Consider the following 22,298-nt stretch of genomic DNA (forward strand, 5'->3'; position numbering starts at 1 on the left):
TTTCGGAGATGAACATGACCGGAACTGAACTGACCGATGTGCAAACCCTGCGCCAGCGTGCCCGCCAGCACGTCGAGAACGGCGCCGTGACCGAGGGCTACCACGCCGACCGTGAGCGCATTATCCGCCTTCTCAACGAAGCCCTGGCGACCGAGCTGGTGTGCACCCTGCGCTACAAACGCCACTACTTCATGGCTTCGGGAGTGAAAGCCAGCATCGCGGCCGAGGAGTTTCTCGAGCACGCCAACCAGGAAGCCGAACACGCCGACAGGCTTGCCGAGCGTATCGTGCAGCTGGGCGGCGAACCAGACTTCAACCCGGACAACCTCAGCAAGAACTCGCATGCCCAGTACGTGGCGGGTGCCACGTTGAAGGAGATGGTGCTGGAGGACCTGGTGGCGGAGCGCATCGCCATCGACAGCTACCGCGAGATCATCCAGTACATTGGTGACAAGGATCCGACCACGCGGCGGATCTTCGAGGACATCCTGGCCCAGGAAGAAGAACACGCGGACGACATGTCCGATCTGCTGCAAGGGCTGTAATTGCAAGGGGCTGCTCGGCAGCCCAACGCCCTCCTACCGCGTCAACTGCAGGAGCGGATTTATCCGCGAAGCAGGCGGCGCGGTGGCTGGCACCGGATCGCGGCTGAAGCCGCTGCGACAGGTGCCGCGTCAATTCGAAGCCGACGGGGTACCTGTAGGCACTGGCTTGCCGGCGATGAGCCGCCATGCAGGGCCCCTCAATGCTTGCCTTTCACCGCAGCTGGCGCCTTGCCCGCCTTCATCTGCTGCAACAACGGTGTGCACTGGTTCGGATCATCCCCGCTGCTGGGAGCAACCAACGCCAGCAAGCCCGCCGCCGGCCCGGCCACCACCCCCAGCGCTACCATCCCTGCCCCGCGCAATGCCAGCGGCACCGCCTGCACACCGGCACTCGGCTTGGCGAACGGCCCGCGCACGTACAGCGGCGAGCGCAGCGAGAACAGCCGCAGCCCTTTCGATTCCGGGGTGATCTTCAGGTCCAGCTGCTCGCTGGCGAAATTGGCCGTGCCGTTGATGTAGATGATCGCGTTCTCGGTGTCGAAGATGAACAGGCGCGTGGTTGCCAAGCCATCCTTGATCCCCACGTCGGCCGCTGCGCAGTTGATCTTCACGTCTTCATCGCCGAACAGCTTGCCGACCACGTAGTTGCCCACGTTCAACCCGGCAATCTCCATCAGGCTGCGGCTGATGGCACCATCGTTGACCAGCATGCGCAGGTCGCCATTGGCCGTACCGAGCAATGCGGCCACCGAGTTGCCCCGGCCAGTGATGTCGGCATCGCCGTTCAACTCGCCAAAGCTGGTCTGCATCGGCGCGAAGCCAGGGAACAGCTGCTTGAGCTTGAAGCCCCGCGCGGTCAATCGGGCACGCCCCTGCAACGGCACATTGCGGCCATCCAGGCGGATCTGCGACGCCAGGTTGCCGCCCGCCACGCCAAACCGCAGGGGCTCCAGGCGCAGCAGGCCATCTTCCAGGATCACGTGGGCCGACAGGTCGTTGAAGGGCAACTGCGCGCTGTGCACGATGCGCTTGCCGGCTAAGGTGACGTCGGCATCCATGGCACGCCAGCGCTCGGTGCGGAACGCTTCCACCGGCAATACCTTGCCTTGCGGCTGCTTGCTGGCGCCGCCACGCGCCTTGTGCTCGGCATTGGAGTCGGCACCGATCAGTGGCGCCAGGTCCTTGAACAGCAACTGGTTGGATACCAGGTTGCCCGACAGCCTGGGCCGTGGCTGGCTGGCAACGAAGGCCAGGTCACCATGGATGTCGCTGTCGCCGATCTCGCCGTTGAAGCCCTGGTAGTTGAAGGTCGCCCCTTGCGCCGCGTGCAGGTTGGCGCTGAGGTGGCCATCGGTGGAGTAGGCCGGGGTGTCCGGCAGGGTCACGCCGGTCAACGGATAGAGATTGCCCAGGCTGGCCCCGGACAGGCGCAGGCGCAGATCGAGGGCGCCCAGGTTGCGCGGGTCGGTCAGGGTACCGGCGAGTACCACATGAGTGTCGGCGATACGCACATCGGCCTGCAGCGGGAACGGCTGGCGGGCATCCTGCAGTGCCAGCAGGCCGCCGATCTTGCCCGAACCGGCCACCGGCTGGCCTTTGTAGCGGCCCTGTACCTTGAGGCCGAAGGCATAGTCCTGCGCGGCACCAACCTTCTCGGCCTTGGCCTTGCCGACGATGTCACTGAACGGGATCGGCTTGCCCAGAGGGTCGATCTGCACCTTCATGCTGGTTTTCAGGGTTTGGTCGTCGAAACTGACATTGCCCTGGTCGAAACCGATGGCGCCGATGTCCAGCTGCCATTTCGAAGGCTCGGCGTTGTCATCCTTGGGGCCGAAGTCGAAGGTCCAGTTGGCGCGGCCATCGGCCAGACGGGTCAGGCTGGCAGTGGGCTTGGTCAGGTCGATGCGCGGGATGCTGATCTGCCGAAACAACAGCGGTAGCGGCGCCAGACGGAACGTCACGCGTTCCAGGCCGACCATCTTCTGCTCGTCGAGCCACGCCGGGTTGCCCAGGCTGAGGTCCTCGGCAATCAAATGCGGCCAAGGTACCCAGGCACGCCAGCCGCCCTCTTCCGCTTCGGTGCGCCACTCGACGGCAAGGTTGCCATTGATTGCGAAGGGCCGCTGCAGGGCTTCTGAAACCTTCTCGTTGAGCAGGGGTTTGACGCGGTTCCAGTCGAAGGTGGCGATGATCACCACCAGGATCGCCAGTAAGGTCAGCAGGCTGGTGAAGGTCCAGACGAGGATTCTGGCGGGACGCGTCATTGCGTGATTCTCCTTGCGGTATGACACAGAAACAGGCGTAGCGGGACATTCACTATCTGGGACTGACGAAAACCCGCGGGGTTTTATGGTTGGCCCATGATAACGAAGTTTTTCCTGGCCATTTGTTCAGCAATTCGTCGCCTCAGGCTGGGTGTGTAACCGGCCGACAGCAATTTCAAAAAGCCATCATTCAAGCCATAAAGCTTGGGCTAGAGCCGTCCCAGGTCTCTATCAATATGGTCGATTGTTACCATTACCCGTATGAACTTCTCTCTGGCGTTACCCGGCGTAGCATTGGCTCCGTACCCACTTTCCAGCCCCCGAGAGGAGCACCGAATCATGAAACGCCACCTGCTGACCCTGACCCTGTCCATTCTGGCTGCCAACGCTTTTGCCTTGCCAGCCGACGAGCAACACCTGACCGCCGAATCGCGCTCCAGCGCTGCCGAGATCGCCCAGCCGCTGAAGACGGTTGCCGAGGGTGGTTCTGATCGCCTGATCGAACGTACTGGCCGCGTTGCCGAAGGTGGTGCCGATCGCCTGATCGAACGCACTGGCCGCGTTGCCGAAGGTGGTGCCGATCGCCTGATCGAACGCACTGGCCGCGTTGCCGAAGGTGGCGCCGATCGCCTGATCGAACGCTCTGGCCGCGTCGCCGAAGGTGGCTCCGATCGCCTGATCGAACGCTCTGGCCGTGTTGCTGAAGGTGGCTCCGATCGCCTGATCGAACGCTCTGGCCGTGTTGCTGAAGGTGGCGCCGATCGCCTGATCGAACGTGCCGGCCGTGTCGCCGAAGGCGGTTCAGATCGCCTGGTCGAAATCAGCCGTGTGAGCTGAACCTATGACCGAAAAGAACAATCTCTGTCGCAACACCGCCTCCCCTCCAGGCCCGGTCCATTGACCGGGCTTTGTTTTTTTCACTAGAGTGCCCAGCCTCACCGTCACAGAAGCTCGCACCATGCTGCCGCGCGCCGAACAGAAGCTACAGACCCGCCAGGCCCTGCTTGATGCTGCCTGCCAGCTCATGGAAAGTGGCCGTGGTTTCGGCAGTATCAGCCTGCGCGAAGTAGCGAAGACCGCTGGCATCGTACCGACCGGCTTCTACCGGCATTTCTCCGACATGGACGCCCTGGGCCTGGCCCTGGTGGCCGAGGTCGACGCCACGTTCCGTCAGACCATCCGCTTGGTGCGCCACAACGAATTCGAACTGGGCGGCATTACCGACGCCTCGGTGCGCATCTTCCTCGATGTGGTCGCCGCCCACCGCGCACAGTTTCTGTTCCTCGCCCGCGAGCAGTACGGCGGTTCGCAGGCAGTCCGCCAGGCCATTGCCCGCCTGCGCCAGGACATCAGCGACGACCTGGCCACCGACCTTGCGCGGATGAAGCGCTGGCAGCACCTGGACAGCGCAGCGCTGGCGGTGATGGCCGACCTGGTGGTGAAGACCGTGTTTGCCACCCTGCCGGAACTGATCGACAGCCCGGAGCGGGGTTATCCACAGGCGCTGACGCCGCAGGAAAAAATCACCCAGCAGTTGCGCTTCATCTTCGTCGGTGCGCGGCACTGGCAGGGGTTGGGTAACCCTGGCTGATCGTTGCCTGTACCGGCCTCTTTGCCGGCACAGGCTACCGAAAACCCCAGTTCTGCTACCATGGCGCCCTGCCCGACAGCGACGAGCGTCTAAATGCCCAACCCCCGCCACACCCTGCCCGAACTGGCCCGCTTCAACCAGCATTTTGCCGAACGCATCGTGCCGTTGTGGCAAGGCCCGGGCTGGAACGCCGACATGGCCCTGCCCTACGAAGCCCTGGACGCCGAGCAGCGGCCCTTGCCAGTGCAGCGCTACCGGGCCATGGCCTGCGCGCGCCAGCTGTACCTGTTCAGCAGCCGCATCGGGCAGCCCGGTGCCGCCGAACGTGCCGCCGCCCTGTTCCGCTCGTTGCAGAAGCACTTCCACGACGCCGAACATGGTGGCTGGTTCTACAGTATCGACGCCCAGGGCAAGCCGCTGGACCGGCGCAAGGATCTGTATACCCACGCCTTCATCGTGTTCGCCTGTGCACACTACTGGGGCAAGGTGCGCGAAAGCCTGGTGGAGTCCACCTTGAATGCAGCGCTGGACATCATCGACCAGCAGTTCGCCCGTGACGACGGCCTGTACGAAGCCAGCCTGGGCGAAGACTGGGCCGACCTGGGCAGCGGCCCGCTGCAGAACCCACAGATGCATCTGGCCGAAGCGTTCCTGCAAGTGCTGGCAGTACGTGAAGACGAACATACCCGGCAGTCGCTACTGCAGCTGTGCGAAGCCCTGCAGGCGCACTTCATCGAACCGGCCCATGGCCTGATGCTGGAAAAACCACGTGGCGCTGTGGATAACTGGTTCGAGCCAGGCCACCAGTTCGAGTGGTTCTACTTGCTGCATACCTCGCCACTGCTGCGAGACACGCCACTGCATGCTTCCATCGACCGGGCTTTCGGCTTTGCCGAGCAGTACGGAGTAAAGAATGCTGCGGTGCTGGCGATGCTGGATGCGGATGGCCAGGTGCTTGATGCCACCCAGCGCATCTGGGCGCAGGCTGAATATCTGCGGGCGTTGGTATTGCGCGTAGGCGGCGAGGCGAAGCTGGCGGGGCAGTTGCAGGCGCTGGAAGCGCGATTCCTGCGGCAAGCGGGCTGGTATGAATGCCGGGACGGCGAGGGAGCGGTCAGCCGGCATGACATGCCCTCGACCACCCCCTACCACCTGGCGACGTGCCTGGAAGGCTTGCAACGCCTGGGCTGACGCTTCAGCGGCCCGTAGATACGCATTGCCCCTGCAGGAGCGCCCTTTCGCGACACAAGGCCGCTACTGCAAAGGGCGCACCAGCCGGCCAGGTGGAAAATCAACCCTTGGAGCGGTCGATCGAGAACCCTGCCCAGTCCTGGCTTACTGGCATCAGCTCCAGGCTGTTGATGTTGATGTGCGCCGGCTGGTTGAGGATCCAGAAAATGGTCTCGGCAATGTCCTGCGGCTGGATTGGCTCGGCACCGGCGTAGGTGGCATCGTACTTGGCCTGGTCGCCGCCGAAGCGCACCAGTGAGAACTCGCTCTCGCACAGGCCCGGCTCGATATTGCTCACACGCACGCCGGTGCCGCGCAGGTCGCAGCGCAGGCTCAGCGAAAACTGACCGACGAACGCCTTGGTACCGCCATACACGTTGCTGCCCGGGTACGGGTAGTTGCCTGCCACCGAACCCACGTTGAGGATCGAGGCGCCGCGGCCGTGGGCGATCAGCCGTGGCAGCAGCAGGCGGGTGGTGTACATCAGCCCCTTGATGTTGGTGTCGACCATGGTTTCCCAGTCGTCCAGGCTGCAGTTTTGCGCCGCATCCACGCCCAGCGCGAGGCCGGCGTTGTTGACCAGGCCGCGCAACTTGTCGAAGCCTGCCGGCAGGTTGGCGATGGCCTGCTCCATGGCCTTGCGGTCCCGCACATCGAGCACCAGCCCATGTACTTCGGTCTTGGCCGACAATTCGGCACACAGGGCATCGAGGCGCTCCTTGCGACGGCCGGTGAGCACCAGTTTCCAGCCGGCTTCGGCGAAGCGGCGGGCCGTGGCCTCGCCGAAACCGGAAGTCGCGCCAGTGATGAATACGGTGGACGTCATGCTCTGTTCCTCACGGTAGGTTGTCATCAGCAGCCTTGCAGCATGCCCGCGCCAGACGCTGGCAGCAAGTCGTCGAGGTCGCTGATCATTTTTTGCTCATGCGCGGCAAACCCTTGTTGCAGAGAGCCCGGCGCCAGCTATGCGCACGTTATCCACAAGGCTTTCCCCATGGATTGGGGGCAACTCGTCTGTTGGGCAGAACCCTTTCAGCGCTGGATGGTCGGTGGATATCTTCAGGTGATGGCGCAAGGCTTTCAAACATGCCGCGTGCAGCGGTCTGTCCAAGGGTTTTTCACATAGTTATCCACAGGCATTTCGCGGCGTTGAGCCTGCATGCAGGCTTCGTCAAAGCAGCGGAAATCTTCAATCGGAGGCAACTGATCAAAAAATGACCATGACGCTGCACCCCTTGTAGATAAAGGGATAGCGCCAGGTGCCACCATGTTTTCCACAGGCGGTTCCACACTAACCGTGGAAAACATCAGCGTGTGGAAACAATGAATTGCGACAGGTTTGTGGAGTAAATCGGGAAGGATGTGAAACAGGTTGTCCACAACAGAAACGGGGCTGCCTTCGCAGCCCCGGAGACCCTTCAATGACCGCCCAGATAAGCGTTGCGCACTTCCTCGTTGATCAGCAGCTCTTGCCCTGTACCGGTCATGCGAATCTGCCCGTTGACCATCACATAGGCCCGATCAGACAGTTTCAGCGCATGGTTGGCATTCTGCTCGACAAGGAAGATGGTCATCCCGGTCTTGGCCAGCTCGCGCAGGGTCGCGAAGATCTGCTTGACCACGATCGGCGCCAGCCCCAGCGATGGCTCGTCCAGCAACAGCAACTTCGGACGGCTCATCAGCGCCCGGGCAATCGCCAGCATCTGCTGCTCGCCACCGGACATGGTCATGGCCCGCTGGTTGCGTCGCTCCTTCAGCCGCGGGAACAGCTCGTACATGCGCTGCATGTCTTCATCGGCATGCTTGTCGCCAATGGGGATGGTGCCCATCATCAGGTTTTCCTCGACGGTCATGTCGGGGAACACCCGGCGCCCTTCCGGCGACTGGGCGATGCCGTTGGAAGCGATGTAGTGCGACGATTTGCGGGTAATGTCGGTGCCGCGATAGACGATATGCCCTGACGCTGCCCGCGGCTGGCCGAAAATCGACATCAGCAAGGTCGACTTGCCGGCACCGTTGGCGCCGATCAGGCTCACCGTCTCGCCCTCGTTGATGTGCATCGACACCTTTTTCAGCGCCTGGATCGGCCCGTAGAACACGTCCAGGTCCTTCAGTTCGAGAATGGGTGCAGTCATACCAGTTCCTCTTCATCGGCACCCAGGTAGGCGGCGATCACCGTAGGGTTGTGGCGGATATCCTGCGGCGCGCCTTCGGCAATCACGTTGCCGTGGTCGAGCACCACGATATGGTCGGAGATGCTCATGACCATGCCCATGTCATGCTCGATCAGCACCACGGTGATATCGTGCTCGTCACGCAGCACGCGGATCATGCGGCTGAGGGCCTCGGTTTCCTGGGGATTGAGGCCGGCCGCCGGTTCATCCAGGCAGATGATCTTCGGCCGCGTGCACATGGCCCGGGCGATTTCCAGGCGGCGCTGCTGGCCATACGACAACTCACCGGCCAGGCGGTTGGCACAATCGACCAGGTCGACCACTTCCAGCCAGTAGAACGCGTGGTCCAGCGCATCGCTTTCAGCCTTGCGGTAGGCCTTGGTGTTGAGCACCCCGGCCAGCAGGTTGCGGTTGACCCACATGTGCTGGGCCACCAGCAAGTTTTCCACCACCGACATTTCCTTGAACAGGCGAATGTTCTGGAAAGTGCGCGCCAGGCCGGCGCGGTTGACCAGGTGGGTACCGCCGAACATCTTGTAGTACAGGCGGTTGGCAAAGCGCGCCGGCGATACGAAATCCGCGGCCTGGAAGCGCTCGCCGAGCAGCTGGATGACATTGGTGTGGCTGCCGCGCACGTTCAGCTCAATGCGCCCGCCGCTGGCCTTGTAGAAGCCGGTGAGGCAGTTGAATACCGTGGTCTTGCCGGCGCCGTTGGGGCCGATCAGGGCGAAGATCTGGTTACGCCTGACCTTCAGGCTGACATCGCTGAGCGCCTTGATGCCACCGAACTGCATCATCAGGTTATCGACCGAGAGAATGATATCGTCGCTCATGGCGCCACTCCTTTGCGCGGGGTCACACCGGTACGGCTGATGCGGATCAGCCCACGCGGTCGCCAGATCATCATCAACACCATGAGCACACCGAACAGCAGCACCCGGTATTCCGAGAAGCTGCGCAGCAGCTCCGGCGCCACGGTCAGGACGAAGGCCGCAATGACCACGCCCACGGTCGAGCCCATGCCGCCGAGCACGACGATGGCCAGGATCAGTGCCGACTCGAAGAAGGTGAACGAGGACGGGTTGACGAAGCCCTGGTAGGTCGCGAAGAACACCCCCGCGAGGCCGGCAGTGGAGGCGCCCAGGGTGAACGCCGAGAGTTTCACCAACACATGGTTCAGGCCCATCGAGCGGCAGGCGATCTCGTCCTCGCGCAACGCCTCCCAGGCCCGGCCGACCGGCATGCGGGTCAGGCGGTGCTTGATGTACAGCACCGCCAGCACGACCATGAACAGCACGGCGTAGATGAACACGAACTTGAGGTTGGCGTTGTATTCGAAGCCGAAGAACTCGTGGATCGGTACCCCACCGTCCTTGGCCCGGCGGCCGAATTCCAGGCCGAAGAAGGTCGGCGACGGCGCCGGCATGCCGTTCGGGCCACCGGTGAACGACAGCCAGTTGTTCAGTACCAGGCGGATGATCTCACCGAAGCCCAGGGTCACGATTGCCAGATAGTCACCGTGCATCCGCAGCACCGGGAAGCCGAGGATACAACCCGCCAGCGCCGCTGCAATGGCCGCCAGTGGCAGCACGCTCCAGAAGCCCAGGCCGAGATACTGGTAGCCCAGCGCCAGGCCGTAGGCGCCGATGGCGTAGAACGCCACGTAGCCGAGGTCGAGCAGGCCGGCCAGGCCGACCACGATGTTCAGGCCGAGGCCGAGCAGCACGTAGATCAGGCCAAGGATGACCACGGTCAACAGGTACTTGTTGGCGAAGATCGGGAAGACGATGGCAATCACCACCAGCGCCGGGATGATGTAGCGCAGCCGCGACACGTAGTCGGGCGCGCGCACATGCACGCCCGAGCCACCGCTTTCGAAGCCCTGCAGCATGCGCGTACCGGCGGCGGTCTGCAGGTACAGGCTGAGCAGGAAGCGCCCCAGCATCACGCCGCCGACCAGCCAGGCCACGCGACGCGGCTCGGCATTGAAGCTGTAGCCATCGAGGACCACGCCGACGACCGGGCCAAATACGATGAGTGCCAGCAGGCCGGCGACGATGGTCTCCAGCAGGCTGCGTTTAAGGTCGAAACCCTTGGTTTCGGGAACAGCGGCAGTTTTGGCAATGGACATGTTCACACCTTAGCCACGAGCGGGCGACCCAGCAGGCCTTGCGGGCGGAAGATAAGGATCATCACCAGCAGCGAGAAGCTGAACACGTCCTTGTAGTCGGAGTTGATCAGGCCAGAGAACAGCGACTCGGAAATACCCAGGATGATCCCGCCGAGCATGGCGCCAGGCAGCGAGCCGATCCCGCCGAGCACCGCGGCGGTGAAGGCCTTGATACCGATGATGAAGCCGGCATAGAAGTCGAAGGTGCCGTAGTTCATGGTGATCAGCACGCCGGCCAGCGCGGCCATTACCGCACCGATGACGAACACGTAGGAAATCACCCGGTCGGTGTTGATGCCCAGGATCGAGGCCATCTTGCGGTCTTGCTGGGTAGCCCGGCACATGCGGCCGAGCTTGGTGTACTTGATCACGTAGGTGAGCAGGCCCATGCCCACGAATGCGGCCACCAGGATGAAGATCTTGGTGTAGGTCAGTTGCACGAAGCCGGTGCCTACTTCGACGCGCCAGGCGCCTTCGAGCAGGGTCGGCACGCCTTGCTGGCGGGCGCCCTGGCTGATCTGCGCATAGTTCTGCAGGATCAGCGAAATGCCGATGGCACTGATCAGCGGTGCCAGGCGGGTGGAGTTGCGCAGGGGTTTGTAGGCGATGCGTTCAATGGTGAAGCCGTACACGCCGGTGACGACGATGGTGAACAACAGGGTGCCCAGCATCAGCAGGGGGAACGACTCGATACCGAAGTAAGCCAGCAATGCCAGGCTGATTGCCGCGAGGTACGCGGAAATCATGTACACCTCGCCGTGCGCGAAGTTGATCATGCCGATGATGCCATAGACCATTGTGTAGCCGATGGCAATCAGGCCATAGACCGACCCGAGGGTCAGGCCGTTGACCAGTTGCTGCAGGAAAATACCATCCATAACGCAATCTCACCTGATTGAGATTGCACGAGCGCCGACCACGGCGGGCCTTGGGACTAGGCGGCCCTCGCAGCACAGTACTGTGCAGATCTACGGATAAAGACAGGTACCGCGGGGCTTGGGCCCGGGCGTGAACCCGGGCCGTGGGCCGTTGTTATTTTTGTTTTTCCAGCTGGTGGTACTTGCCTTGGGCATCCCACTGGTAGACCACGTAGTCGGACACGGTCAGGTCACCCTTCTTGTCCCACTTCTTCTCGCCCATGACGGTCTTGACTGGGTTGGCCTTGAGCCACTCGGCAGCGTCTTCGCCCTTGTTCGACTTGGCGCCGTTGAACGCAGCGGCCAGGGCCTGCAGCGAGGCGTAGGCGTACAGGGTGTAGCCTTCCGGCTCGGTGCCGTTCTTGCGGAATTCCTCCACCACTGCCTTGCTGTCCGGCAGCAGGCGCGGGTCGGCACCGAAAGTCATGTACACGCCATCGACGTACTGCGCGCCGCCTGCGGTGGACACCAGTTCGTCGGTGACGATGCCGTCATCGGACATGAACTTGACGTCCTTCAGGCCCTGCTCGCGCAGCTGGCGCACCAGCGGGCCGGCTTCCGGGTGCAGGCCGCCGAAGTACACCACATCGGCACCGGTGGAGCGGATCTTGGTGACCACGGCGCTGAAGTCTTTCTCGCCACGGGTCAGGCCTTCGTACAGCACCGGCTTGACACCGCGTTTCTCCAGCTGCGCCTTGGTCGCGTCGGCCAGGCCCTGGCCGTAGGTGTCCTTGTCGTGCAGCACCGCGACCTTCTTGCCCTTGAGCACGTCGACGATGTAGTCACCTGCGACGATACCCTGCTGGTCGTCACGCCCGCACATGCGGAACATGGCGGAAAGGCCGCGCTCGGTCACCTGCGGGTTGGTCGAGCCCGGGGTGATGGCAATGACCCCAGCCTCGTCGTACACCTCGGAAGCCGGGATGGTATTGGAAGAACAGAAGTGGCCGACCACGCCGATCACCTTGTCCTGGTCGACCAGACGGTTGGCCACGGCCACGGCCTGCTTCGGTTCGCAGGCGTCATCGCCCTTGACCAGGACGATCTTCTCGCCGTTCACGCCACCGGCGGCGTTGATCTTGTCGGCCGCTGCCTGCGCACCTTTCATGTACTGCTCGCCAAACGCTGCGTTTGCCCCAGTCATGGGGCCCGCTACACCGATCTTGACGTCGGCCTGAACATACGAAGAAACACCCAGTGCCGTAGCTACGGCCAGAGCCAGGAAACCTTTCTTGTAAAACGTCTGCGACATGAGGTGGTGCTCCTAGAGTTTTTTTGGTTGGCACTACAACTTCTCAGCCCTGTGCTCCGAGCAAGGGCCGTGCCAGCGCTTTTGGGTTGCGCGAAAACACACCGCGCAGGGCGCCTGCAGGCGACCGACGGCCTTTTCTTTATTGAGCGTGCAACCGTCTGCCATGCGGCGGGCGCCACCGCACGTACAGACAAGGAGCAACCGTCGCGTGCCATCATTGCAACCCTGGCAAGTGTTTACGTGCAACCAGCCTGTAACAGCGGACGTCACCGAACTGCACACCACTGGTGCGCGACTGCTACAGGCAGCACCGTTTGAAGGCCTGCGCGTGCACCGAAAAACACGCTGTTTTGGCTGTTCCGGCCTCTTCGCGGGCTCGCCCGCTCCCACAGGTATTGCACCGTTCCTGAGCTCGGAGGGGTTCCTGTGGGAGCGGGCAAGCCCGCGAAGAGACCGGAACAGCCACACGAGGCGCAAAAGGCTGGCACAATGTCCGCCATTCGCCGCTTCCGGAGCCCCCTTGATGAGCGAGAGCGCATTCGCCGAGCGCATCGTGCACAACCTGCTCGACACCGACTTCTACAAACTCACGATGATGCAGGGCGTGCTGCACAACTACCCGGACGCCGACGTCGAATGGGAATTCCGCTGCCGCAATGGCGAGGACCTGCGCCCTTATCTCGGCGAGCTCCGCAAGCAACTGGAAAAGCTCAGCGACCTTACCCTCGACGACGGCCAACTGGCCTTCCTCGAACGCATCAGCTTCCTCAAACCCGACTTCCTGCGTTTTCTGCGCCTGTTCCGCTTCAACCTGCGTTACGTGCGCCTGGGAATAGAAGACAACCAGCTGTTCCTGCGTCTGAAAGGCCCGTGGCTGCACGTGATTCTGTTCGAAGTACCGCTGCTGGCGATCATCAGCGAAGTGCGCAACCGCCACCTGCACCCCCGCATGCGCCTGGCCGAAGCGCGCGACCAGCTCTACCGCAAGTTCGACTGGCTGCGCGCGCATGCCAGCGCCGATGAACTGGCCGAACTGCAGGTGGCCGACTTCGGCACCCGCCGACGCTTTTCCAGCCGCGTTCAGGAAGAGGTGGTGCGCGTGCTTCGCGACGACTTCCCGGCCCGTTTCGTCGGCACCAGCAACGTCGACCTGGCATGGAAACTGGATATCAAGCCGCTGGGCACCATGGCCCATGAATGGATCATGGCCCATCAGCAACTCGGCCCGCGCCTGATCGACAGCCAGATCGCCGCGCTGGACTGCTGGGTGCGCGAGTACCGCGGCCTGCTCGGCATCGCCCTGACCGACTGCATCACCATGGATGCCTTCCTCGGTGATTTCGACCTGTACTTCGCCAAGCTGTTCGACGGTTTGCGGCATGACTCCGGCGAACCAGTGGCCTGGGCAGAAAAGGCCATCGCCCATTACCAGAAACTGGGGATCGACCCGATGACCAAGACCCTGGTGTTCTCCGACGGTCTCAACCTGACCCGTTCTCTGGAAATCTTCCGCGCGCTGCGCGGTCGCATCAACGTGAGCTTTGGCATCGGCACCAACCTCACCTGCGACATCCCGGGCGTGGCGCCGATGAGCATCGTGCTTAAAATGACCGACTGCAATGGCGCGCCAGTGGCGAAGATTTCCGACGAAGCCGCCAAGACCCAATGTCGCGACGAGAACTTCGTCGCCTATATGCGCCACGTATTCAAAATCCCCAGCAAGGAGTAACCCATGCAAGCGGTTCAGCAAGAGATTGCCCAGGCGCTGAAGGTACAGCCGCCGTTCGCCAACGCCGCCGCGCTCGAGGCCGAAGTGGCCCGACGCGTGGCGTTCATCAAGGATTGCCTGGCCAACGCCCGGCTCAAGACCCTGGTGCTGGGCATCAGCGGCGGCGTCGACTCGCTGGCCGCGGCCCTGCTCGCCCAGCGCGCCATCAACGAGCTGCGTGCCGAAACCGGTGACAAGGCCTATACCTTCATCGCCGTGCGCCTGCCGTATCACGTGCAGCATGACGAGCACGATGCCCAGGCGTGCCTGGAGGTGATCAAGGCCGATGAAGTGCACACGGTCGATATCGCCCCGGCGGTGAAGGCCCTGGCAGCCGAAGTGGTCGAGTTGAAGAACGGCTCTCCGACGCTGGTCGATTTCGTCGTTGGCAACGTCAAGGCCCGTACCCGCATGGTCGCCCAGTACACCATTGCCGGTGCCCGTGGCGGCCTGGTGATCGGCACCGACCACGCCGCCGAGGCGGTGATGGGGTTCTTTACCAAGTTCGGCGATGGGGCCTGCGACCTGGCGCCGCTCAGCGGGCTGGTGAAAAACCAGGTGCGGGCAATTGCGCGCAGCTTTGGTGCGCCGGAATCACTGGTGGAGAAAGTGCCGACTGCAGACCTGGAAGACCTCGAGCCGGGCAAGCCGGATGAAGCGTCCCATGGCGTGACCTACCAGCAGATCGATGCCTTCCTGCATGGGCTGCCGGTTGACCAGGAAGCGTTCGACATCATCGTCGCCACCTACCGCAAGACCCAGCACAAGCGCGAACTGCCATTCGCCCCATAAAAGCTTCGCGGGCTCGCCCGCTCCCACAGGTACACCAGCTGCTGAGCATTGTGGTGTACCTGTGGGAGCGGGCCAGCCCGCGAATAGGCCCGAACAGCCTACACAGCTTTGATTACTTGACGACGACCGTGCCTTTCATCATCGAGATGTGGCCTGGGAACGAGCAGAAGAAGCCGTAGTCTGTGCCAGCTGCCAACTTGGACACATCAAAGGTCACAGAATCTTTTTCGCCAGCGCCAATGATCTTGGTGTGAGCGATGACACGCTCGTCACCCTCTTTCAGATAGGCCTTATCGATACCAGCACTCAGGCCGTCGGTAGCGATCGGCTGCATATCAGCTGCCTTGCTGATGACAATGTTGTGGCCCATGACGTTCTTCGGCAGGTTGCCCGAATGCTCCAGGTTCACAGTGAATTGCTTGCAGCTCTTGTCGATGACGATTTCCTTGGTGTTGAAGGACATCTGGTCGGTCGAGTCGACAGTTACCGAGCACTCGGCTGCGAAGACAGAGGCGCTGGCGAGGGTCAGCAGGGATACCGCTACAGCTTTCGCAAACATCATGAATCTCCTTGGCAGGGTTTTATCAATTGCGAGACTGCCTGAAACCGTTCAGCCCCTTGCTGATATGGGTCAAGGGGCTGTCAAGCGGCCAGCCAGTAGAATTGTTCAATCGATTGTATACAACCAATTCAAGAGCACATCATGCCCTTTTATTGGACGATGGGACAACCTCTCATTTAGGAGCAATACGAAATGACCCTTGGTAGCCTGATGAACAGCCTGCTGGCAGCCTACGCCCATGGCGCGACAGGGGCGATCTGTGAATTCTCCCGCCCCGAGTGAAACCTGCCGCGGAACAACTGCGTAAGCGCCTTACTCTGTCCGGCAGTGCATGAATAACTAACACACCAGCCCGGGTAACTGTTGCTGAACTTGAGGCCCCATCCTCTTCAGGTTCCAGCCATGAACGCTACCATGCCCTCCTCCGTTCCACCTTACGCCGCGTGGAACACGCCAAGACTCGACGATATCGCGCGCCTGCGCGAGTACTGCCTGGCACTGGAGTCGCCGGAAGATTTCGGCAGACAGCAGTGGGCCATACAGGCGCTCGCCCAGGTAGGCCAGCCCACGCCGACCTCGGCAGCGGCGCTGCAGGCGTTGTACTTGCACCTGGGCGAGCTGCAGGAGCTGCTGCTCGACCACCTCATCCGCCAAAGCCCCGAAGCTCACCCGCTGTTGAGCACCGAACAGAATCGCCTCATAGCCGACGAAATGGCCGCTGCATTCGAGCCTGGCCAGGGCATTCTGTTCGACGCCATCCTTGCAGCCTGGGGTGAAGAGGAGAAGATTCAAGACAGGTTTCACCAACCGGCTACGTTGCTGGCCGATGCCGAACAAGCGCCGTGCATGCGTAACCTCGTGGCCCGCGTCCAGCAAACCTTGCAATGGTTCGGTTCGGACGGCAGCGAACCCCAGTCTCCCATTCTTCAACTGAAACTGTTGCGCCACTGCCTGGCCTTGGCCCTGGCTCCGGACAACGACCTGCTAGGCTTCAATTTCACCAGCCCCAGCCATGCGGGCATGACCATTAACGAAATCTTCACCGCGCTGGATGAGCACCTGCTCAGGGGCAAAGCACTGACCCAGCGCAGCCACCTGCCACTCGCCCGCTACCTGCTCCTGCCCCGGTTCCCGGCGGCCTGGCAGATCAGCGACCTGCCAGGCGAGATGGTCTATCGCAGCAGTGCGCGCTGGGTCCATTTCCAGAGCGCCGTGAACCTCGGCGAGCTGCTCAGCCCAGGCGACACACGCCGCAAATCCAGCACGGAAATCCTGCTGCTGCCCGAGACCTTGAAAAAAAGCCATGCCGACGATTTTGTGCTGCTGTTCGAGAGCGCTTCAAATCAACCGGTGCTGGAGTGGGCGATGGCCAATGGCAAGATTGCCGCGTCCCCCAACGAGACGTTCAGTGAAGCCGATGTGAACCAGGCGTATGCCGACTTCCAGGCTTACCAGACGCAATTGATCGACTGCGTCGCCAAGCTGTCCATGCCCATGCCCCTGCGTTTCGAGATGGCCAAGGCGCAATTACGCAAGCATGGCATCGACCCGGAAACGCCGTGCTATTCGACGGAGCCGATCAGAGGCGCCGGGGGCCTCGTCACCTGGGACAAAAGCAGCTCGCGCCCTGCCTGGGAGGTCTATACCTCCGGCGATTTCGCGACCTGGAGCCCATTGAACCGCCGTAGCCTGGCGGCACTGGGCCTGCCGGACATCAGCGCCAGGTTCGAACGTGATTTCGACACATGGCTTGCCAGTTACGAGCCCGCGCTGAAGTGGCAACTCACGGAGCTGCTCGCTCAACTGCCTGTCTCGGAACGCCAATTCGTTGAGCAGGCTGAGCTTGAACTGTTTCACGTGAGGATAGCGAGTGGGCGAACGGTCAGCTATGACGAGACCACGGGCATCAGCCACCTGGTCGGTCGCGCCGGGTTGCTGATGCGCGTGCTCAAATCCGGCAAGCGGCGTTGCTACGAAGTGTTCCCGCTGGCGGGGGAAATTATTCGGCGTGACGACCTCGAGTTCAGTGAAGGGGGCCAGATACACTATCCCGAGCCATTCCACGGCAACCCGCTAGGCTCGAACAGCCACTCTGGCTGGCAGTCCGGCACCCGCCAGGCGCTGGACTGGAACGCCTACAAGGGCTTGGCACTGCCGCGCAGCGGGCAGAAATCCAGCGTCATCATCCAACGCATCGCTCACATCACGGGCAGCGACTATTCCTTCTGGCAACTGCTCGAACGTTTCGCCTCCGTGGCCTGCGCAACGCACTTCCTGGCAGAGACGGCCAGCCTTCGCCAGCAGGCCAAGGGCATGACCGACAGTGAGGCGCCAAATTTGCTATACACCTTGTTAAAGGCCGCCATTCCATTCTGGAAGCCCGTCGAGGACATCCTCCAGGGAATCCGGGAAGCCCGGCCCGGGCTGGTACGCCAAGGCATCGGAACCAGCCTGATGGATCTGATCATGATTGGAACGCCTTTGAGACAGATTGGCTCCGCCAGCCGTGTCGCCTTGCAGCAATTGCACGCCGTTGCCTTGCGTACCCTTATCATCGGTTCCAGCTCCGGCCTTCGTGCAGCCTACATCAGTGCGCGCCTGGGTGTGCCGGCACTGACACGGTCATTTACCCGGCTGTCGATCGTCGTCAGCCACAACATCGCAGGGGTAGTCATCCCGTTTTACGGGCTGGTACATCTGTTGGGCAGCACTGGGCCGAAGATCCTGCAATTGACGGCAAGCGCATTTCGTCAACTGCGTAATGCCATGAAAACCGTCAGGAAAACACTGGAAAGGGTGAAGTACAGTGCCGGCTTGACGCAGGTAAAGCCCAACCTTGCGGGCGACTACCCGGGAAAACAGCCTGGCTACCAATTACGGCGTGTGGAACAGCACTCCAGGGTTGTCACTCAATGGGTGCACTCAGGCCAGGAGAGCGCCCCTGCTCACTACCTGGTCGACCTCCACACAGCCAGACCCTACGGGCCAAGGCTGGTGGAAATCGACGACTTCGGCGGCCTGAGCCTGAGGCCGCCCGAACTGCTGCCGATCAATAGCAGTGGGGCAACGGCGCACATCGTCGACTCATTACCTGGGCTGTCCAAGCAATGGGTGCGCTGGGGGGACGATCTCTTTCTGCAGTCCAACGACTTGTTATACAAACGGGTCGGCATGCAGCTACAGCGAGTCGACTTCGCCTCGCTACGAATGCAGAAACCGCTGGCGAACCTCTCCCACTGTCGCCGCCTGCGCGAGGGCCTTGGCAGGATTGTCTGCCTGATCGGCAGCGGAACGTTTCCACACGAGCATACTCCAGGCCGTAATGTCGTGCCGTGGTTCAACGACCGGACAGTACAGACGCGAAACTACAAGTACGTTTTCGATCGCAAGCCATGGCGGCTTCGAAACTCGCGGCAAGTACCGATAAACAAGGCGCTGGGCTATGACCAGTACAACCCCACCCTCGAAGTAGAGGTACTCGGCGGCAACGAGGTGTTCAAGGCGATCAAGATCCGGGGCGGCATTTACAAAGGCTTCAGCGAAAGCCACACGCTCTCTGCGGTGCTCGCCCCCCGCAGCTCGGATGGCGTCACATTTCTGTGACACGTGTCGATCCCGGCGTTTACTACAGCGGGCGCTGGAGCCCGGGCGATGGCGCGGTAACGCTTGTGAAGTTCCGCCCAAGCAGCCCCATCCCGGCTTCCCCCGATGAGAACGACACCCTCGCCCTGATCTACGCTGGTAGTTACGACGCCCATGTGAAGATCCTTCCGCTGAGCACGGAAGAACTGAACGCGCAGCTTGCGAGAGTAACCCAACACTTGGCGAACTATCGTGGCCTGCCGCAGTTCGATGTGTTCATGAGCAACCATTTCGACATGGGCACCACGGCCGCACAGGCTGCGCTGTTTTGCCACTTCACTCAGCTGCGTCTGAACCAGGCTACGCGAGCTGCAGCCCTGTCATGGAGTACGGTCAGCCAAAGCACAGCCCACCCGGACCTGAGTGACATTGCCAGCCAACTCAATCGGATTCTCAGCCCGCAGCGGCACTACGACATCGATCTGATTACCCAAGCCGCAGCCGTCAGGGCCATTGCCAGGCAACAGAACCTGGCCTACCTGAAACTCACCTTCAATACCACGCCCACCACATCCGCAGTCTATTTCAGCGTGTCGGGACACGCAGGCAAAGGGTTCGAAACGAAGCTTACACGCTTCATCAAAGGGACAGATTCGCCAAACTTTGCCGGATGGCGGAGAGAGGGGAAGGTCGCAGTCAACCCGGACGGTACTCGCTATATCGATGCGCAACCGACCCGCAACGAACTGAGAAGGCGCAAGCCCTCATTTTCACTTCCTGATACATCGACACCGTTGAAGTTCGTCAAAAGCAACCCGAACCCCAGAATGCGTGATTCGGAAAACCACATTCTGGAAAGGCTCAAGACCGAAGGTATCGACTTCGAAACCATCAGCTCAGCGACCTTGTATTCCAAGCTGCCCGTTTGCCCATCATGCACCGAAGTGCTGTTCAAGTTGCAGAGCCTGATGCGCAACGGCAGCCTCCGGGTGTTCGAAGGCTTGCCGAATATGCCTTGAACCATTGATCAGCGCGGGATCACGGGCTGACGCGGCTTCTTGCCCTTGCCGCCCTTGCCCGCTTCCTTGCGCTCCTTGGCCGCCTGCTGGTTACGCGCAAACGCCTCGGCCTTGGCCTTCTCGCGCTTGTCCCACGGCTTGCTGCCATCGCTGCCACGTGGCGGCAGGCCGGTGTGCTGGGTAAGGATCTTCTGCTCCTTGCCCACCTTGTGGCTACCCGCCGGGGTCGAGTTCTTGCGGCGCGCGCTCTGGTAACTGTCGGTCTGCGGCTGGTGCAACGGGATCAGCTGGTGCTTGCCCGGCCCGATCAGGTCGGCGCGGCCCATGCGCTGCAGCGCCTCACGCAGCATCGGCCAACCCTTCGGGTCGTGATAGCGCAGGAACGCCTTGTGCAGGCGACGCTGCTCCTCGCTCTTGACGATCTCAACGCCTTCGCTCTTGTAGGTGACCTTGCGCAGCGGGTTCTTGCCCGAGTGGTACATGGCCGTGGCCGAGGCCATCGGCGACGGGTAGAACGCCTGCACCTGGTCGGCGCGGAAGCCATTGCCCTTCAGCCACAGGGCCAGGTTCATCATGTCTTCGTCGGTGGTGCCTGGGTGCGCGGCGATGAAGTACGGGATCAGGTACTGCTCCTTGCCCGCCTCTTTCGAGAACTTCTCGAACATACGCTTGAAGCGGTCGTAAGTACCGATGCCCGGCTTCATCATCTTGTCCAGCGGGCCACGCTCGGTATGCTCCGGGGCGATCTTCAGGTATCCGCCGACATGGTGGGTGACCAACTCCTTGACGTATTCCGGCGACTCCACGGCCAGGTCGTAACGCAGGCCCGAAGCAATCAGGATCTTCTTCACACCTGGCAGGGCACGCGCCTTGCGGTACAGCTCGATCAGCGAGCTGTGGTCGGTGTTGAGGTTCTCGCAGATGCCCGGGAACACGCACGACGGCTTGCGACAGTGCTTCTCGATGTCAGGGCTCTTGCAGGCGATGCGGTACATGTTGGCAGTCGGGCCGCCCAGGTCGGAGACCACGCCGGTAAAGCCCGGCACCTTGTCGCGCATCTCCTCGATCTCGTGCAGGATCGACTCGTGCGAACGGTTCTGGATGATGCGGCCTTCGTGCTCGGTGATCGAGCAGAAGGTGCAGCCACCGAAGCAGCCGCGCATGATGTTCACCGAGAAACGGATCATCTCGTAGGCCGGGATGCGCTCCTTGCCATAGGCCGGGTGCGGCACGCGGGCGTACGGCATGCCGAACACGTAGTCCATTTCCTCGGTGGTCATGGGAATGGGTGGCGGGTTGAACCACACATCCACTTCACCATGTTTCTGCACCAGGGCACGGGCGTTGCCGGGGTTGGTTTCCAGGTGCAGCACACGGTTGGCGTGGGCATACAGCACCGGGTCGTTACGCACCTTCTCGAACGACGGCAGGCGGATGACCGATTTGTCGCGGGTCATGCGCGGGCTGTCGAGAATCTGCACCACCTTGGCTTCGTTCGGGTCTTCCACCTCGCCCTTGGCCTGCTCGATGGCGCAGGCCTGGGTGTCCTGGGTGTTCACGTACGGGTTGATGATCTTGTCCACGCGGCCCGGGCGGTCGATGCGCGTGGAATCGATCTCGTACCAGCCTTCGGGAGTATCGCGGCGCACGAAGGCAGTACCGCGCACGTCGGTGATGCTTTCGATCTTCTCGCCGCTGGCCAGGCGCTGAGCCACTTCAACCACGGCGCGCTCGGCGTTGCCGAACAACAGGATGTCGGCGCTGGCGTCGATCAGGATCGAATGGCGAACCTTGTCCTGCCAGTAGTCGTAGTGGGCGATCCGGCGCAGCGACGCTTCGATGCCACCCAGCACGATCGGCACGTGCTTGTAGGCTTCCTTGCAGCGCTGGCTGTAGACCAGGCTGGCGCGGTCCGGGCGCTTGCCGGCCAGGCCGCCGGGAGTGTAGGCATCGTCGGAACGAATCTTCTTGTCCGCGGTGTAGCGATTGATCATCGAGTCCATGTTGCCCGCAGCCACGCCGAAGAACAGGTTCGGCTCGCCGAGCTTCATGAAGTCGTCTTTCGACTGCCAGTTCGGCTGGGCGATGATGCCCACGCGGAAGCCCTGGGCCTCCAGCAGGCGGCCGATGATGGCCATGCCGAACGATGGGTGGTCGACGTAGGCATCGCCGGTCACGATGATGATGTCGCAGGAATCCCAGCCGAGCAGATCCATCTCCTCCCTGCTCATCGGCAGGAAAGGTGCTGGCCCGAAGCATTCGGCCCAGTACTTGGGATAGTCGTAGAGTGGTTTGGCTGCTTGCATGTCAGTGACCGGTTCTGGTGTGCAGGAAAATCGCGGGCGCGGAATATAGCACAAATTTTGACCAAATCCGACGATGGTTGTCGGATTCATGGATACCGATGAACAACGCCGCGCCTGCGCGCGCCC

18 protein-coding genes are annotated in these 22,298 nt (G+C 61.9%); 8 read left to right on the plus strand and 10 right to left on the minus strand.

Annotated features, from left to right (window positions below; genetic code table 11):
* Positions 1-14 precede the first annotated feature (14 nt).
* Complete coding sequence (locus ACLEJP_RS10915) at positions 15-545, plus strand: ferritin-like domain-containing protein (protein WP_225780753.1); 531 nt, start codon at positions 15-17, stop codon at positions 543-545.
* A gap of 197 nt (positions 546-742) precedes the next feature.
* On the opposite strand, the gene ACLEJP_RS10920 is transcribed toward ACLEJP_RS10915, so the two are convergent.
* Complete coding sequence (locus ACLEJP_RS10920) at positions 743-2,809, minus strand: AsmA family protein (protein ID WP_440806341.1); 2,067 nt, start codon at positions 2,807-2,809, stop codon at positions 743-745.
* Between the two features lie 339 nt (positions 2,810-3,148).
* Between ACLEJP_RS10920 and ACLEJP_RS10925 the strand changes: the two genes are divergently transcribed.
* The 3 genes from ACLEJP_RS10925 to ACLEJP_RS10935 all read left to right on the plus strand — a co-directional run bounded on the left by ACLEJP_RS10925 (position 3,149) and on the right by ACLEJP_RS10935 (position 5,591).
* On the plus strand, positions 3,149-3,646 hold the full coding sequence (locus tag ACLEJP_RS10925) for a phage infection protein (protein ID WP_440806342.1): 498 nt from the start codon (positions 3,149-3,151) through the stop codon (positions 3,644-3,646).
* Between the two features lie 121 nt (positions 3,647-3,767).
* Positions 3,768-4,400, plus strand: a complete 633-nt coding sequence (locus tag ACLEJP_RS10930) for a TetR family transcriptional regulator (protein ID WP_289133713.1) — start codon at positions 3,768-3,770, stop codon at positions 4,398-4,400.
* Between the two features lie 93 nt (positions 4,401-4,493).
* Positions 4,494-5,591, plus strand: coding sequence for an AGE family epimerase/isomerase (locus ACLEJP_RS10935; protein WP_440806345.1), 1,098 nt, complete (start codon positions 4,494-4,496; stop codon positions 5,589-5,591).
* 100 nt (positions 5,592-5,691) lie between these two features.
* Here the strand turns inward: ACLEJP_RS10935 and ACLEJP_RS10940 are convergent, their stop codons facing one another.
* The 7 genes from ACLEJP_RS10940 to ACLEJP_RS10970 form a co-directional block, all read right to left on the minus strand.
* Positions 5,692-6,456, minus strand: coding sequence for an SDR family oxidoreductase (locus tag ACLEJP_RS10940; RefSeq protein ID WP_440806347.1), 765 nt, complete (start codon positions 6,454-6,456; stop codon positions 5,692-5,694).
* 254 nt (positions 6,457-6,710) lie between these two features.
* A complete protein-coding gene (locus ACLEJP_RS10945; protein ID WP_440806349.1) occupies positions 6,711-7,010 on the minus strand; it encodes a hypothetical protein in 300 nt (99 codons plus the stop codon).
* A gap of 38 nt (positions 7,011-7,048) precedes the next feature.
* Positions 7,049-7,765 (minus strand): ABC transporter ATP-binding protein, encoded by a 717-nt coding sequence (locus ACLEJP_RS10950; protein ID WP_440806351.1) that lies wholly within the window; start codon positions 7,763-7,765, stop codon positions 7,049-7,051.
* A complete protein-coding gene (locus tag ACLEJP_RS10955; RefSeq protein ID WP_289133708.1) occupies positions 7,762-8,637 on the minus strand; it encodes an ATP-binding cassette domain-containing protein in 876 nt (291 codons plus the stop codon). Before ACLEJP_RS10955 ends, ACLEJP_RS10950 begins: the two co-directional genes overlap by 4 nt.
* A complete protein-coding gene (livM, locus tag ACLEJP_RS10960; protein ID WP_186672592.1) occupies positions 8,634-9,935 on the minus strand; it encodes a high-affinity branched-chain amino acid ABC transporter permease LivM in 1,302 nt (433 codons plus the stop codon). Before livM ends, ACLEJP_RS10955 begins: the two co-directional genes overlap by 4 nt.
* Positions 9,936-9,937: 2 nt before the next feature.
* A complete protein-coding gene (locus tag ACLEJP_RS10965) occupies positions 9,938-10,852 on the minus strand; it encodes an ABC transporter permease subunit (RefSeq protein ID WP_013974411.1) in 915 nt (304 codons plus the stop codon).
* A gap of 154 nt (positions 10,853-11,006) precedes the next feature.
* Positions 11,007-12,143 (minus strand): branched-chain amino acid ABC transporter substrate-binding protein, encoded by a 1,137-nt coding sequence (locus ACLEJP_RS10970; RefSeq protein ID WP_440806353.1) that lies wholly within the window; start codon positions 12,141-12,143, stop codon positions 11,007-11,009.
* A gap of 523 nt (positions 12,144-12,666) precedes the next feature.
* Here ACLEJP_RS10970 and pncB point away from each other — a divergent pair.
* Positions 12,667-13,872 (plus strand): nicotinate phosphoribosyltransferase, encoded by a 1,206-nt coding sequence (gene pncB / locus ACLEJP_RS10975; protein ID WP_440806355.1) that lies wholly within the window; start codon positions 12,667-12,669, stop codon positions 13,870-13,872.
* Positions 13,873-13,875: 3 nt separating this feature from the next.
* The gene (gene nadE / locus ACLEJP_RS10980; protein ID WP_440806358.1) at positions 13,876-14,703 is read left to right on the plus strand and encodes an ammonia-dependent NAD(+) synthetase; all 828 of its coding nucleotides are present in this window, start codon (positions 13,876-13,878) and stop codon (positions 14,701-14,703) included.
* 112 nt (positions 14,704-14,815) lie between these two features.
* Here nadE and azu read toward each other — a convergent pair whose 3' ends face one another.
* The gene (gene azu, locus ACLEJP_RS10985; RefSeq protein WP_440806590.1) at positions 14,816-15,262 is read right to left on the minus strand and encodes an azurin; all 447 of its coding nucleotides are present in this window, start codon (positions 15,260-15,262) and stop codon (positions 14,816-14,818) included.
* A gap of 405 nt (positions 15,263-15,667) precedes the next feature.
* Between azu and ACLEJP_RS10990 the strand changes: the two genes are divergently transcribed.
* Positions 15,668-18,868: a hypothetical protein gene (locus ACLEJP_RS10990; protein WP_440806360.1), complete on the plus strand. Its 3,201-nt coding sequence runs from the start codon at positions 15,668-15,670 to the stop codon at positions 18,866-18,868.
* Positions 18,865-19,866, plus strand: coding sequence for a hypothetical protein (locus tag ACLEJP_RS10995; RefSeq protein WP_440806363.1), 1,002 nt, complete (start codon positions 18,865-18,867; stop codon positions 19,864-19,866). Before ACLEJP_RS10990 ends, ACLEJP_RS10995 begins: the two co-directional genes overlap by 4 nt.
* An 8-nt stretch (positions 19,867-19,874) precedes the next feature.
* Here ACLEJP_RS10995 and ACLEJP_RS11000 read toward each other — a convergent pair whose 3' ends face one another.
* Positions 19,875-22,172: a YgiQ family radical SAM protein gene (locus tag ACLEJP_RS11000; RefSeq protein WP_170032998.1), complete on the minus strand. Its 2,298-nt coding sequence runs from the start codon at positions 22,170-22,172 to the stop codon at positions 19,875-19,877.
* Positions 22,173-22,298: the final 126 nt, after the last annotated feature.

Source organism: Pseudomonas sp. SMV7 (genome assembly GCF_052041995.1).
Lineage (GTDB): Bacteria > Pseudomonadota > Gammaproteobacteria > Pseudomonadales > Pseudomonadaceae > Aquipseudomonas.